This is a genomic window from Streptomyces sp. NPDC058289, from assembly GCF_042880975.1.
GTDB classification, from domain to species: Bacteria; Actinomycetota; Actinomycetes; order Streptomycetales; family Streptomycetaceae; genus Streptomyces; species Streptomyces stoeckheimensis.
Map to the genome: position 1 here is coordinate 28,360 of NZ_JBHVYI010000074.1, position 14,960 is coordinate 43,319.

At 73.1% G+C, this 14,960-nt stretch carries 10 protein-coding genes; 3 read left to right on the forward strand and 7 right to left on the reverse strand.

Annotated features, from left to right (window positions below):
• Positions 1-10 precede the first annotated feature (10 nt).
• Positions 11-5,380 (forward strand): pullulanase-type alpha-1,6-glucosidase, encoded by a 5,370-nt coding sequence (gene pulA, locus ACFVX6_RS30075; RefSeq protein WP_389696745.1) that lies wholly within the window; start codon positions 11-13, stop codon positions 5,378-5,380.
• A gap of 15 nt (positions 5,381-5,395) precedes the next feature.
• Here pulA and ACFVX6_RS30080 read toward each other — a convergent pair whose 3' ends face one another.
• The 7 genes from ACFVX6_RS30080 to ACFVX6_RS30110 form a co-directional block, all read right to left on the reverse strand.
• Positions 5,396-5,941, reverse strand: a complete 546-nt coding sequence (locus ACFVX6_RS30080; RefSeq protein ID WP_389696747.1) for a GNAT family N-acetyltransferase — start codon at positions 5,939-5,941, stop codon at positions 5,396-5,398.
• Positions 5,942-5,980: 39 nt separating this feature from the next.
• Positions 5,981-6,754, reverse strand: a complete 774-nt coding sequence (locus ACFVX6_RS30085; protein ID WP_389696749.1) for a TetR/AcrR family transcriptional regulator — start codon at positions 6,752-6,754, stop codon at positions 5,981-5,983.
• A gap of 35 nt (positions 6,755-6,789) precedes the next feature.
• Positions 6,790-7,863, reverse strand: coding sequence for a PDR/VanB family oxidoreductase (locus ACFVX6_RS30090; protein ID WP_389696751.1), 1,074 nt, complete (start codon positions 7,861-7,863; stop codon positions 6,790-6,792).
• Positions 7,860-8,804, reverse strand: a complete 945-nt coding sequence (locus ACFVX6_RS30095; RefSeq protein WP_389696753.1) for a metal-dependent hydrolase — start codon at positions 8,802-8,804, stop codon at positions 7,860-7,862. Before ACFVX6_RS30095 ends, ACFVX6_RS30090 begins: the two co-directional genes overlap by 4 nt.
• Positions 8,805-8,897: 93 nt before the next feature.
• The gene (locus ACFVX6_RS30100) at positions 8,898-10,826 is read right to left on the reverse strand and encodes a hypothetical protein (protein WP_389696755.1); all 1,929 of its coding nucleotides are present in this window, start codon (positions 10,824-10,826) and stop codon (positions 8,898-8,900) included.
• Positions 10,827-10,924: 98 nt separating this feature from the next.
• Positions 10,925-11,740, reverse strand: a complete 816-nt coding sequence (locus tag ACFVX6_RS30105; protein ID WP_389696756.1) for a tyrosine-protein phosphatase — start codon at positions 11,738-11,740, stop codon at positions 10,925-10,927.
• 33 nt (positions 11,741-11,773) lie between these two features.
• Positions 11,774-12,439: a rhomboid-like protein gene (locus ACFVX6_RS30110; RefSeq protein WP_389696758.1), complete on the reverse strand. Its 666-nt coding sequence runs from the start codon at positions 12,437-12,439 to the stop codon at positions 11,774-11,776.
• Positions 12,440-12,505: 66 nt separating this feature from the next.
• Here ACFVX6_RS30110 and ACFVX6_RS30115 point away from each other — a divergent pair, with 66 nt between their 5' ends.
• Together ACFVX6_RS30115 and ACFVX6_RS30120 are read left to right on the forward strand one after the other, a co-directional pair.
• Positions 12,506-13,273, forward strand: coding sequence for a hypothetical protein (locus tag ACFVX6_RS30115; protein ID WP_389696760.1), 768 nt, complete (start codon positions 12,506-12,508; stop codon positions 13,271-13,273).
• A gap of 85 nt (positions 13,274-13,358) precedes the next feature.
• Positions 13,359-14,912 carry a PepSY-associated TM helix domain-containing protein gene (locus tag ACFVX6_RS30120; protein WP_389696762.1) on the forward strand — a complete coding sequence of 518 codons (1,554 nt, stop codon included), beginning with the start codon at positions 13,359-13,361 and terminating at the stop codon, positions 14,910-14,912.
• Positions 14,913-14,960 lie beyond the last annotated feature (48 nt).

Here is a 14,960-nt window from a genome sequence, read left to right on the forward strand (position 1 = left end):
GAGATCCGCCTTGATACGCCCCGCCCTCGCCGGCGCCGCAAGAGTGCTCGCCGCCACCCTGGCCGTGACGCTCCTGCCCGCCCTCCCCGCCGCCGCGGCGGCCGCCGCCAAGGCGCCACCGGCCCCGCCCTCGGACGCCAAACTGGCGGCCGAGGCCGCGCGGCACGACCTGACCCGGGAGCAGTTCTACTTCGTGCTCCCGGACCGGTTCGCGAACGGTGACCCGCGCAACGACCGGGGCGGGCTGACCGGTTCCCGTCTGGAGACCGGGCTGGACCCCACGGACAAGGGCTTCTACCAGGGCGGGGACCTCAAGGGGATCGCCGACCGGCTGGACTACATCAAGGGGCTCGGCACCACGGCCATCTGGATGGCGCCGATCTTCAAGAACCAGCCGGTACAGGGGACGGGCAAGGACGTCTCGGCCGGGTACCACGGGTACTGGATCACGGACTTCACCCAGGTCGACCCGCACTTCGGGACCAACGCCGATCTGGAGCGGCTGATCGACAAGGCGCACGCGAAGGGGATGAAGGTCTTCTTCGACGTCATCACCAACCACACCGCCGACGTCGTCGACTACCGGGAGGCGTCCTACGGGTACCTGTCGAAGGGCGCCTTCCCCTACCTGACCAAGGACGGGGTGCCGTTCGAGGACGCGGACTATGCGGCAGGGGAGGGGAAGTTCCCGAAGACCGACGGGGACTCCTTCCCCCGCACCCCCTTCGTCCCGGCCGCGAAGAAGAACCTGAAGTCCCCGGCCTGGCTCAACGACCCGACGATGTACCACAACCGCGGCGACTCCACCTTCGCGGGCGAATCCTCCGACAAGGGTGACTTCTTCGGCCTCGACGACCTGTGGACCGAGCGTCCCGAGGTCGTCGAGGGGATGGAGAAGATCTACGAGAAGTGGGTCGAGGACTACGACGTCGACGGCTTCCGGATCGACACCGTCAAGCACGTCAACACCGGCTTCTGGACCCAGTGGGCCACCGCCCTCGACGCGTACGCGGCCCGCCACGGCCGCAAGGACTTCTTCATGTTCGGCGAGGTCTACTCCGCCGACACGGCGATCACCTCCCCGTACGTGACGCAGGGCCGCCTGGACGCCACGCTCGACTTCCCGCTCCAGGAGGCGATCCGCTCGTACGCCGCCCAGGGCGCGGAGGCCGGCAGGCTGGCCTCCGTCTTCGGCGACGACTACCGGTACACCACCGACAAGGCGAACGCCTACGAGCAGGTCACCTTCCTCGGCAACCACGACATGGGCCGCTTCGGGACCTTCCTGAAGCAGGACCGGCCGGCGGCCGGCGAGCAGGAGCTGCTGGACCGGTACCGGCTGGCCAACGAGCTGATGTTCCTCTCCCGGGGCAACCCGGTGGTCTACTCCGGCGACGAGCAGGGCTTCACCGGTGCGGGCGGGGACAAGGACGCCCGCCAGCCCCTCTTCGCCTCCAAGGTGGGTGACTACCTGGACGACGACCAGCTCGGAACGGCGCGCACGCATGCGAGCGATGCTTTCGATCCGGAGCACCCGCTCTACAAGCAGATCAGTGCTCTCGCGAAGCTGACCAAGGACCACCCGGCCCTCCGGGACGGCGTCCAGAGCGAACGCTTCTCCGACGGTTCGGCCTACGCCTTCGCCCGCACCGACACCCGCACGCGCACCGAGTACCTGGTCGCGGCCAACAACGCCACCGCGCCCCGCACCATCGACCTCGACGCCCCGGCAGGCGTCCAGTACGCCGCCCTCTACGGCGGGACGGCCACGCTGATCCGCTCCTCCGCGGAAGGCAAGCTGACCGTCACCCTCCCGGCCCTCGGCTCCGTGGTCCTCCAGGCCGCCACCCCCGCCGCCAAGCCCACCACCAAGCCCGCCCTCACCCTCAAGGCCCCGGCCCCCGGCGCCACCGGCACCGTCGAGCTCTCCGCCGAGGTCACCGCAGACCCCCTGAGCCGGGTCGTCTTCGCCGCCCAGACCGGCACCGGCACGTGGCAGGTCCTCGGCTCCGCGGACCACGCCCCGTACAAGGTCACCCAGTTCATCGACCCGGCGACCGCCGCCGGCACCCCGCTGCGCTACAAGGCCGTGGTCGTCGACTCCGCCGGCCGCACCGCGAGCGCCCTCGCCGCATCGGCCACCGGTCAGACCCCGCCCGCCGAGGTCCCCACCGCCACCCAGCGCGACTACGCGATCGTCCACTACAACCGCCCCGACGGCGACTACACCGACTGGCGCCTCTACGCCTGGGGCGACCTCGCCGAGGGCGAGGCCACTCCCTGGCCCGCCGGCCACGACTTCACCGGCCGCGACGCCTACGGAGCCTTCGCCTACGTCAAGCTCAAGCCCGGTGCGAGCAGCGTCAGTTACCTCGTCATCGACAAGAACGGCACCAAGGACGTCGCCGCCGACCGCACCATCGACGTGACGAAGACCGGCGAGATCTGGCTGGAACAGGGCAAGGAGCCCGCCCGCACCGACCGCCCCGCCTACCCGCCGCAGGACACGGCGAAGGCCGTCCTGCACTACCAGCGCCCCGACGGCGCCTACGAAGGCTGGGGCCTGCACGTCTGGACCGGAGCGGCGACGCCCACCGACTGGTCCAAGCCGATCCTCCCCGTCCGCACCGACTCCTACGGCGCCGTCTACGAGGTCCCCCTCGCCGCCGGAGCCACCAGCCTCAGCTACATCCTCCACAACGGCGACGCCAAGGACCTCCCGTCCGACCAGTCCCTCGACCTGAAGGGCAACGGGCACGAGGTGTGGATGCTGGGAGGCAAGGAGAAGTACCTCCTCCCGCAGCCCGCCGGGTCGGCCGCCGCCCTCGACCTCACCAAGGCCCAGGCCGTCTGGATCGACCGCGACACCGTCGCCTGGAACGCCCCGCCCGCCGCCGCCTCCCTCCAGCTCCTCGCTTCCCGCGAAGGCGCCGTCAAGGCCGAGAACGGCACCCTGACCGGCCGGGCCCAGTGGCTGCGCCTGGCCAGGACCGAGCTGACCGCCGCCCAGAAGGAGAAGTACCCGCACCTGGCCGCGTACGCCGCCTACACGGTCGACCCGCGCGACCGGGACCGCGTCCGCGAAGCCCTGCGCGGCCAGCTCGTGGCCAGTGCCCGCGCCGCCAACGGCGCCGTCCTCGCCGCCACCGGAGTCCAGCTCGCCGGGGTCCTCGACGACCTCTACACGACCGGTTCCCCGCTCGGCCCCGTCTTCAAGGACGGCCGCCCCACCCTCTCCGTGTGGGCCCCGACCGCCCAGCAGGTGAGCCTCGAACTCGACGGCCGCACCGTCCCGATGCGCCGCGACGACGCCACCGGCGTCTGGTCGGTGCGCGGTGACCGCGACTGGACCGGCAAGCGCTACCGCTACGCCGTCACCGTCTGGGCCCCGAGCACCGGCCAGGTGGTCCGCAACCTGGTCACCGACCCGTACTCCACCGCCCTGACCACGGACTCCGCGTACAGCCTGGCCGTGGACCTCGCCGATCCGAAGCTCGCCCCGGCCGGCTGGCGCGAGCTGAAGAAGCCCGCGGCCGTCCCCTTCACCTCCGCGCAGATCCAGGAGCTGCACGTCCGCGACTTCTCGGTCGCCGACCGCACCACCACCCACCCCGGTCAGTACCTGGCCTTCACGGACACCGCCTCGGCGGGCATGGGCCACCTGCGGGACCTGGCCGCCGCCGGGACCTCGTACGTCCACCTCCTGCCCGCCTTCGACATCGGCACCATCCCCGAGAAGCCCGGGGACCGTACCGAGCCCGCCTGCGACCTGAAGGTCTACGCCCCCGACTCGGAGGAGCAGCAGGCCTGCGTGGCCGCCGCGGCCGCGAAGGACGCGTACAACTGGGGATACGACCCGCTGCACTACACGGTCCCCGAGGGCTCGTACGCGAGCGACCCGAACGGCACCGCCCGCACGGTGGAGTTCCGGCGCATGGTGCAGTCCCTGAACGGCGCGGGCCTGCGCACGGTCATGGACGTGGTCTACAACCACACGGTGGCCGCCGGCCAGTCCGACAAGTCGGTGCTCGACCGCATCGTCCCCGGGTACTACCAGCGGCTGCTGGCCGACGGCTCCGTCGCCACCTCGACCTGCTGCGCCAACACCGCCCCCGAGAACGCCATGATGGGCCGCCTCGTCGTCGACTCGGTGGTCACCTGGGCCAAGCAGTACAAGGTCGACGGCTTCCGCTTCGACCTCATGGGCCACCACCCGAAGGCCAACATCCTGGCCGTGCGCGCCGCCCTCGACGCGCTGACGCCCCAGAAGGACGGGGTCGACGGCAAGAAGATCGTCCTCTACGGGGAGGGCTGGAACTTCGGCGAGGTCGCCGACGACGCCCGCTTCGTGCAGGCCACGCAGCAGAACATGGCCGGCACCGGCATCGCCACCTTCTCCGACCGGGCCCGCGACGCGGTCCGCGGCGGCGGCCCCTTCGACGAGGACCCGCGCGTGCAGGGCTTCGCCTCCGGCCTGTTCACCGCCCCCAACGCCTCTCCGGCGAACGGGACGCCGGAGCAGCAGCGCGTCCGGCTCCTCCACGACCAGGACCTGATCAAGGTCGGGCTGACCGGCAACCTCGCCGCGTACGCCTTCACGGATTCCACCGGCCGCGCGGTCAAGGGCGCCGAGGTGGACTACAACGGAGCCCCGGCCGGGTACGCGGCGGCCCCCGGCGACGCGCTGGCGTACGTCGACGCCCACGACAACGAGACGCTCTACGACGCCCTGGCGTTCAAGCTCCCGGAGGGTACGTCGGCTGCCGACCGGTCCCGCGCCCAGGTCCTGGCGATGTCCGTCGCCGCCCTCTCCCAGGGCCCGGCCCTCTCCCAGGCCGGCACGGACCTGCTCCGCTCCAAGTCCCTGGACCGCAACTCCTACGACAGCGGGGACTGGTTCAACGCCATCCACTGGGACTGCAAGGACGGCAACGGCTTCGGCCGCGGCCTGCCGCCGGCGGCCGACAACCGCTCGAAGTGGCTCTACGCGAAGCCCCTGCTGGCAGCGCCCGCACCCGGCTGCGCGGAGATCGGCGGCGCCTCGTCCGCGTACCGGGACCTGTTGAAGATCCGTACGACGGAACCTGCCTTCGCCCTCACCACCACCGAGGCGGTCCAGGCGAAGCTGGCCTTCCCGCTCTCGGGGTCCGAGGAGACCCCGGGCGTGATCACGATGACGGTGGGCGACCTGGTGGTGGTCTTCAACGCCACCCCCGCCGCCCGGACCCAGCGGGTCCCGGCCCTCGCGGGCACGGCCTACGCCCTGCACCCGGTCCAGGCCTCGGGCACGGACCCGGTGGTCCGGCAGGCGGCGTACGACCCGGCGAAGGGAGAGTTCGCCGTCCCGGCCCGCACGGCGGCGGTCTTCAAGCGGGGGTGACGACCCGGGGGCGGCTCAGGCGGGGTTGACCAGAGTGAGCTGGTCCAGCCGCTTCTCGAGCAGGATCACCCCGTACACCCGCCCGTCCTTGCCCTCCTTGTGGGGGAACTCCCCGACCACCCGGTAGCCCGCGGACTGGTAGTACGCGAGCAGCCGGGGGTTGGTGGAGACGCAGTCCAGCCGCGCCCGTTCGCGGCCGGTCCTGGCGATGCGCCGCTCGAAGTGTTCGAGCAGCCGCCGGCCGGCCCCGGCGGGCGCGGCTTCGCGTTCGACCATGAGGCGGTGCACGTAGCCGGCCACGGGCGGCTGGATGCCCCAGGCCTCCTCGTCGGACCACCACAGCTCGTACGCCCCGACGGCGTGCCCGTTTCCGTCCGAGGCGAGCCACACCTCGCCCTCGCGCATGATCGCCCGGAAGTGTGCGGGGTCCTTCTCCCCGGGCTTCCACTGCTCGATCCCGTGCGCGGCCATCCAGCGTGCGGCCTGGTCGTACAGCGCCACCAGCGTGCCGGCGTCCTTCTCCTCGGCTTGCCGGAACACGATCCCGTCGTCAATGATCACGCGGGCATTATTGCGCGCTATTCGATCAAGAGCCGCTGATCAACGCGGACCGGGCACCGAGGGTCCGGATCCCGTGGGGCCGGATCCTGTGGGGCCGGCTCCTGTGGGGTCGGCCCCTGCGGGGACGAGGGCCACCAGCCGCCCCACCAGTTCCCCGAACGGCCCGTCGGTCGGCTCGTCCACGAGGATCCGTACGAGGATCCCCGCCATCTCCGCGTCGTAGGCGGCGCTCACCGCGGCCAGCGCCGCGAAATCGTGCACGAGCTGCAACTCCAGCTCGGCGCGCGGGATCCGCCGGCCGTCCAGCCAGATCAGCGCCGTCGACTCGGCCAGCGACACCCATGAGCGCACCACGAGTTCCAGCCGGGCGGGCGGAGCCTTACGGTCGACGCCCAGATGCGCGAGGATCTGCTCGTACGCCGCCTGGCGGACCTCGTCGATCATCGCGTTGGCCCGGCTGCTGCCGACCGCCGGACCGCCCCGCATCAGCGCCGAGAACCCGGGCCCGTGATCGTCGACGAAGGCGAAGAACCGCCCCATGACCCGGAGCAGCCGGGCCCCGAGCGGCCCCTCCCGGGGCTCCACGAAGCGCAGCGCGAGCTCGTCGGCCGCCCGTCGCAGCGCAGCCTCGTAGAGGCTCAGCTTGCCGGGAAAGTAGTGGTAGACCAGCGGCCGCGATATCCCCGCGGCCGCCGCGATCTCGTCGATGGACACGTCGTCGGGCGACCGGTGGCTGAACAGCTCCAGCGCCACCCCGATCAGCTGCTGCCGCCGCTCCTCGACACCCATCCTGCGCCGCACCCCGGTTGTCATGCGGACACCCTACTGCGCACCCCCGCAGGTGCCCCCTACAGGTCCAGGACCAGGTGGTCCGAGGCCGCGCGGGAGACGCACAGGAGCATGGAGTCCTCGCGCTCGCCGTCCGTGAGCAGGGTGTCGCGGTGATCGATGTCCCCCGACAGGACCCGGTGTTGGCAGGTGCCGCAGAATCCCTGCTCGCAGGAGTACGGGGTGTTGGGGAGCTCCCGGCGGACGGCGGCCAGGGCGGACTCAGTCGCCGCCACCTCCACGACCCGTCCCGAGCGGTGGAGTTCCACCGTGAAGGGCTTCGCGTCCCCGCCCGCGGCGGCCGGGGCGAAACGCTCCAAGTGGACGGGGGTGCCCGCCGGGGTGCCTTCGGGGGCGGCCGCCTCGACCGCTGCCTCGACCGCCGCCATCAGCGGGGCCGGGCCGCAGCAGTAGACCAACGTGTCCGGTCCGAGCGCGCCGAGCGTGCTCAGGTCGGGGAGGCCCGCCTCGTCCTCGGGGACGATCGTGACCCGGTCCCCGTACTGCGCCAGTTCGGCCAGGAAGGGCATCGAGGCCCGCGAGCGGCCCCCGTAGAGCAGGGTCCAGTTCGCGCCCGCCGCCGTCGCCGCCCGGAGCATCGGGAGGACCGGGGTGATGCCGATCCCGCCCGCGACGAAGGCGTAGGACGGGGCCGGGACGAGGGGGAAGCGGTTGCGGGGCGGGCGGACCGGGAGCTCCGCGCCCTCCACCAGCTGGGCGTGCACCTCGCGCGAGCCGCCGCGGCCGTCCTCCACGAGCCGGACCGCGATCGTGTAGCGGCCCCGGTCGGCGGGGTCGCCGCACAGGGAGTACTGGCGGACCAGCCCGGACGGGAGCTGCACGTCCAGGTGCGCGCCGGGGGCCCACTCCGGGAGCTCGGCCGATTCCAGCGTCAGGGACAGCACCCCGTCCGCAGGCTCCGTACGGGAGACGATCAGCGCCGGGATCCACCGGCGCGGCGAGTACCCCGACACGGGGGTCTCGAGGGCGGGCAGGGGCCAGAGGGGCGATCCGGAGTCGATGCGCCGGCCGATCGCACGCTTCGCCAGCCATGCGGCGCCCGCGAGCGCGGTCACCGTGAGGGCGCGCTTCATCCGCGGGCACCGCCGTTCGCGCCGTGGGAACCGCCGTCGGCTCCGTGGAAACCTCCGTTGGCGCCGGGGGAGGAGGCCAGGTAGGCGACGGCCTGCGCCGTGGAGCCCTCCTGCGAGGGGTGGTAGGTGCGCGACAGGTACGTCGGTATCGACTTCAGCATCGCGCCCGTGGACGGCAGGGTCCCCTTGCGGCCCGAGCGGTAGAACTGGCCCACCGAGGCCTTGGACCCGGGCGGGAGGCCGGGGTCGTGTTCCATGAAGTAGCGCGATCCGCGCTGCCACAGGAAGACCAGCGCCGTGAAGGCCGTGGCCCAGGTGCGCGCCCGGCGGCGGTAGCCGCCGTCGAGGTGCATGAACAGGTCGAAGGCCACCGACCGGTGCTCGACCTCCTCCGCGCCGTGCCAGCGCAGCAGGTCCAGCATCATCGGGTCCGCGCCGCGCCGGTCCAGTTCGTCGGCGTTGAGCACCCAGTTGCCCAGGAAGGCCGTGTAGTGCTCGATCGCGGCGATCATCGCCACGCGCTCCATCAGCCACCACTTGCGGGGTGCACCCGGCGGCAGCGTCCGGTCGCCGAGCAGCTTCTCGAAGAGCCAGTCGATCTGCGCCGTGTAGGGCGTCGGATCCAGACCCAGCCGCTTGAGGTGGGGGAGCACGTCGTCGTGCGCGCTCGCGTGCATGGCCTCCTGGCCGATGAACCCGACGACGTCCTCGCGCAGTTGCTCGTCCGTGATGTACGGGAGCACCTGCTTGTAGACGTGCACGAACCAGCGCTCGCCCGCCGGGAGCAGCAGGTGCAACACGTTGATGGTGTGGTTGGCGAAGGGATCGCCGGGCAGCCAGTGGAGCGGGGTGTCCTCCCAGGAGAAGGACACGTTCCGGGCCTTCAGATCTATGTGCTCCGACACCACGGGGGCGGGCGACGCGGGCGGCGTATTAGACATGGCGTCAATGTACTGATGGGTAGAGGGGAGGGAAACCCCTCTACCGCCACTTCCTGCGGCCCCCGGTCCGGGGCGGTCCGGTCCGGACCGGGACTACCTCAACACCCCCGCCTTCGAACCGTCCGTGAGCTTGCCGGTCAGCTCCACCTGGGCTCCCGCCGGAGCCTTCACCGCCAGCCGGTTGCCCACCGCGACCCCGCTCACCTGGCCGCCGCCCACGGTCAGCGAGGCGAACTGCGCACTGCCCGCCGCCAGGACGTACCACTGCCCGGCCTTCGACTTCCACAGCACCCCGGCCAGCACCCGCGGCTCCCGCGGCCCGCACGCCGGCGAACCCTCCGCCTTCGCCGCCTGCGCCGCCAGCGGCGCGCCCGGGGCCAGGAACTGCGCCTGCACCCGGTCCGCCGTGCCCTGCCAGGTCTCCGCCCGGGTGCACAGCCAGGTCGCCGTGCCGTCGCCCTCGGGCAGCGGCTGCTTCGCGTACGTCCACGCGTTGACCGTGCGCACCCCGTGCGAGCGCACCGAAGGCAGCAGGCACGCGATCCGCGACCAGTCGCCCAGCTCCGCGCCCTCCGTCACGTTCCGCTCGGCGCCCGGCGCCCCCGAGGTCAGCCGGGCCGGGGTCAGCTCGCCCAGGTCGGTGATCAGCCGGGTCGCGCCGTCACCGGTCATGGCCAGCGCGGTCCAATTCGTACAGGTGCCTTCCGGGGCGGGGCTCGGCACCGGCGGAGTGATCCCCTCCGGCGTCAGCTCCAGTCCCGTCGGGGCGTCCCCCGGCTTCAGCAGGTCCCGCTGCGTCGCGGCCGTCACCCAGGGAGCCGTCAGATAGCGGACGTTGCCGTCGACCCGGCTGAGCACCAGGGCCGCCGCCGTGTCCGCCGAGGCGCCGTCGGTCCGGGCGAAGTCGAGGGCGGCGATCTCGGTGCCGGAGCGCGGTTCGGCGTACCGCACCACGCGCAGGCCGTCGTACAGCAGGACCACGACGGCCTGGTCGACGGTCCCGGCGAACAGCAGCTGCGGGGGCCCCATCGGCGGCCCCGACGGGGTGCCGGGAGTGGCCGAGACCACGACCGAACGGCCCGGCCGGGCCCAGACGGCCAGCGCCCGCCGCAGCAGCGCGGCATCGTCGACGCGGTCGCCGCGCGCGGGCCAGCCGGAGTAGTCGGTACGGGAGGCCGTACGCCAGACCGTGGGCGCGACCCGGACCAGCTGCCCGGGGTCCAGCGCCTGCTCCGCCGCCGCGTTCTTCGCGTAGAGCGGGGCCGCGGCCCCGTCGGCCCCCCACCCGCCGCCGGGCAGCGAGAGCAGCACCCCGCACACGGCGAGGGCGATCCCGGCGGCGATCCCGGCCCGCACGAGCCGACGGCGGCGCAGCAGGTCGGTGGGCCGGGCCTGGAGCACGCAGGGGTCGAACTCGGGGGAGGCGAACAGCTCGTCGGTCGACGGGTCCCCGGACTCCGCGACGGCGGCGGCCGGGTTGACCACCCCCGCCTCGGTCAGCACCCGCAGCACCTCCGGCTCGGGCAGTCGCTCCAGCGCCCGCAGGACACACGCGGCCCGGCCGGGCCCGTCGAGGGTGGCCAGCCACTGGTCGAGCGCCAGCTCCTCGGCCCCGCCCGAGCGCGGGAACAGCCGCAGCCCCCACACCTGGGGGAGCACCGGCGGCAGTTGCGCCCGCCGGGGCAGCGCGCGGAACGTCAGCGGGATCCCGGCCTCCAGCGCGGACCGCAGCACGCGCAGCCGTACGTACGCGTACCCGGACTCGGGACCCGCCCCGCCCCGCTGCCCCGGCACCCCGCCCTGCACCGCGGCCTGCGCGGCGGCCGCCCCGTCCCGCCGCCCGCGCGGCAGGGCGCGCTGGGCCAGCGAGTGGGCGGTGAGGACCCGCCGATTGCGGCCGAGGGAGGGCGGCAGCACCAGGTAGGCCAGCCGCACCAGCCGGGGATAGTGCTCGACGATGGCGGCCTCGGCCTGCTCGACATCGGGGGAGAGGGGGCGGGTGGCGGTATCCGGCGCAGTCACGTTCAGCAGAACGAGCGAATGGTCGGATGGTCACCGGGTCCCAGCGCGCATGTTCGGACCGGTTCTCCCACCGCCGGCGGCGGATCCAGCCGGAGGCCTCAGACGATCAGGCGGGCGCGCAGAGCCTCGACCGTCTCGTCGGAGACGCCGAGTCCCTCGCGCACGTACTTCTCGATCGAGCCGTAGCGCGTGTTCACCTCGTCCAGCCCGGCCTCCAGGTAGGAGGGGAAGACGCCGATCAGTGCCAGCGCGATGTCCGGGTCGCCGCCGGCCGCCGTGAAGCCCTCGATCATCGGGGCGAAGGCGATCCGCACCGCCGGGTTGACCGACAGGTACTCGCTCATCAGCGTCTCGTCGTCGGCGCCGAGCAGCGACAGGACCACGGTCGCACCCCAGCCCGTACGGTCCTTGCCGGCCGTGCAGTGGAAGAGCACCGGCCCCGACTGCGGGTCGGCGAGCTCGGTGAGCAGCAGCCGGTACGCGGACTGCGCGGAGGCGGAGCTGACCAGGGAGCGGTAGAGGCTGGTGAACAGGGCCTGCACCTTGCCCCCGCCCAGGTGCTCCTCCGCCACCACCGGGTCGGACAGGATCTCCTTGAGCTGGGCGGCGGGTATCTTCCCCGGGCCGCCGTCGCCCGTGCTGTCGGCCGCCATCTTGTCGGCCAGGGCGTCGGCTATGAGCAGCCGGGCGCCGGCCGGCACCCGGTCGGGGTGTTCGCCGCGCTCCACGCCGGTGCGGAAATCGATGACGGTGCCGATGCCCAGCGCGGCCACCGCCTGGTCGACGTCGAGGTCGAGCCGGTCGAGCTGGCCGGAGCGCAGCACCAGACCCGGGCGGACGCTGCGGCCCCCGGCGAGCGGGGTGCCACCGAGGTCCCGGAGGTTGGCGACGGTCTTGGCGGTGGTGACGGTCATCGTGGCGGCTCCAACGTGATCAGAGAAACGTGATCAGAGAATCGAATGATCAGAGAAGTGGATGGCTCGGAATGAAGCGCGCTGGGTGACGCGTGTCATCCGTATGATTTTCGGAGATTTCGCTCCGGAAAGGTAATCGGCGGCCAGCGAGACTCCGAGGCCGAGCCCCAGGGCCACCAGGTGCCCGGCATCGGTGAAGGTTCGCTCCCGCCGCAGCACCGGGCGGACCGCGAGTGCCAGCAGACCGGCCCGGGCGGTGGTGCGCACCGGCCCGCGCGGAAGCGCCGAGGTCAAGGCCCCGAGCACGGTGTTGAACCCGTAGCTGGTGCCCACGTCCACCGCCCGCCGGGTCCGGACGTCGGCCGTCCGGCGGAGCACCCCGTACACCAGCAGGGTGGCCGTGACGTGCCCGAACAGGAAGGCGGCCGCCGTCCACCAGGCCCCGTACGCGTACTCGGCGTACCCGAGAACGGCCGCCAGGAGGAGCGCGTACGGCAGCGGCATCGGCTCCTCGACGAGGAAGGCGCTGGCCGGCAGGGTCTCCCAGCGGCCGGCGTCCAGGTTGTCGGTGTGGGTGGAGCACCGGCGCAGCAGCCGCTCCCGCGCCGCCGGATCCAGCCGCTCCAGGGCGTACGCCCCGAGCTGGACCGCACCCGTGTACACCGCGCTCAGCGGGACCGTCAAGGACAGGGGGCTCATCGGTCCATGATCGGCCACGGGGGTGCCGTACGGCGAGGCGGGGGGCCGTGGCAACATGCGCAGGTCATGTCACACAGCCCCGCGCCGATGCGCGCCATGCGGGCCGCGCTCTTCGCGGCGGTGGCCGTCGCACTGGGTGCGGCGGGGCATTCGTACATGTCAGGTACGGACCTTCCCGCGCTGGGCGTTCTGTCCGCATTCGGGCTGACCGGAGGGCTCGCCTGGCTCTCCGCCGGGCGCCGGCGCGGACCCCTCTCCATCGCCGCGGGGCTGCTCGCCGTACAGGCGGTCCTGCACCTCGTCTTCTCCGCCTCGGCCGGTGGCCGGCACCAGGCGGGCGGAGGTGAGGGCGGCGGCATGGACATGGACATGGGCGCGGGCGCGGGCGGCGGCATGGAGGGTGCGGCCGCGGATGCCGTGCACGGCGCGCACTCCATGGACGGCATGAGCGCCATGGACGGCATGAGCGCCATGGCCGGCATGGGCGACATGGCCGCCGGCCATGCCCACGACGGGCTCGGCATGATCGCCGCGCACGTCCTCGCCGGGCTTTTCTGCGCGCTCTGGCTGGCCTGGGGCGAGGCCGCCGTCTTCCGGTTCACCGCCGTCCTCGCGGCCGGGGCGCTGCTCGCCGCCCGGCCGCTCTCCCGGATCCTCGCCCTGCTCCGCGCGCGGGGGATCCCCGTACCGCCGGCGCCGGCGTTCCGGCCCGCCGGGTACCAGCGGCCGCGCACCCTGCGCGGTGCCGTGCACGCGCACACCGCCGAGCGGCGCGGGCCGCCCGCGCGCGGACGGATCCGTATCACGGCCCCCGGCCGTCCTGCCCGCGCCTGACCGAACGGCGCGCCCTCCCCGTCCCGGGTGAGGGGGCGAGACCTGGGGCCGCTCACCCCTGTCTTCGCCAACACCTAGGACACCCATGTCTCTCGACGAGGCCGTCGTCCGCGCAGCGGACCCCGACGCACCCGAAACCGAAACCGAAGCCGGAATCGGAACCGAAGCTGGAATCGGAACCGAAGCCGGAACCAGAACCGGAACCGAGCCCGGAACCGAGCCCGGAACCGCCCCCGCCCGCACGCCCGGTACCTGGGCCGCCCTGCGGCCGCTGCTCCTGCGCCTGCACTTCTACGCCGGGGTGCTGATCGCCCCGCTCCTGCTCGTCGCCGCCACCACCGGGCTGCTCTACGCCGGCTCCTGGCAGGCCGAGAAGATCCTCTACGCCGACCAGCTGACGGTCGACCGCGTCGGCGCGAGCGCGCAGCCGCTCGCCGCCCAGGTCGACGCGGCCAAGAACGCCGCGCCCCAGGGCACGGTCGCGGCCGTGTGGCCCGCGCCGGAGGCGGACGCCACCACCCGGGTGATCATGGAGAGCCCGGGACTCGCCGAGGGCGAGACGCTCACCGTGTTCGTCGATCCGTATACGGCCGAGGTCCGCGGGAAGCTCACCACCGTCGGCGACGCACTGCCGCTGCGGGCCTGGCTGAGCGAGTTCCACTCCAGCCTGCACGTGGGGGAGTTCGGCCGGAACTACAGCGAGCTCGCCGCCAGCTGGCTGTGGGTGGTCGCGCTGGGCGGGCTCGCGCTGTGGATCGGCCGCAAGCGGGCCCGTAAGGCCGCCCTCGTCGTGCCCGAGTTCCGCAAGGCGGCCGGCCGCCGCAAGACCCTGTCCTGGCACGGATCCGTCGGCGTCTGGATCGTGCTCGGCCTCGTGGGCCTCTCCGCCACCGGCCTGACCTGGTCGCGGTACGCCGGCGAGAACATCGGGGAACTCAAGGACGGTCTCGGCGGGGGCACCCCGGCCGTGGCCGCCAAGCTCCCCGGCGCCCCGGCCGCCGACGCCGGCGGCGAGCACGCCGGGCACGGCGCGGCCGCCGGTGAGCAGGCGGCGGCGCCCGTCCCGGTCGATGTCATCGGCATCGACGGAGCGGTGGCGGCGGCCCGGTCCGCCGGGGTCACCGAGTCGCTGCGGATCACCCTGCCCGCCGCGGGCAAGGGCTACGTGGTCAAGGAGCAGGACAAGCAGGTGCCGGTGCACCTGGACGCGGTCTCCGTGGACCCCGCCGACGGCCGGGTCATGGACGAACTCCGCTTCGCCGACCACCCGCTGCCCGCCCAGCTGACCCGCTTCGGCATCGACCTGCACATGGGCCTGACCTTCGGGCTCGCCAACCAGCTGGCCCTGGCCGTGCTGGCGGTCCTGGTGATGTCCATGGTCGTCTGGGGCTACCGCATGTGGTGGCTGCGCCGCCCGACCAAGGAGCGCAAGCTGTCGGCCGGCCGGCCGCAGCCGCGCGGAGCGTGGCGGAAGCTGCCGGTGACGGTGCTGCTGCCGCTGGCCGCGGCGACGGCCGTCGTGGGCTGGTTCGTACCGATGCTGGGGATCAGCCTGCTGGTGTTCCTGGCGGCCGACGTGGCGCTGGGCTTCGCCGCGTCGCGGCGCCGGGCCGGGGCCGGGGCCCGCGCCCCCGGCTAAGGGCCCGGACCGGGGGCCGGGCCGGGGTCTTAAAAAAAACAAAAGCGG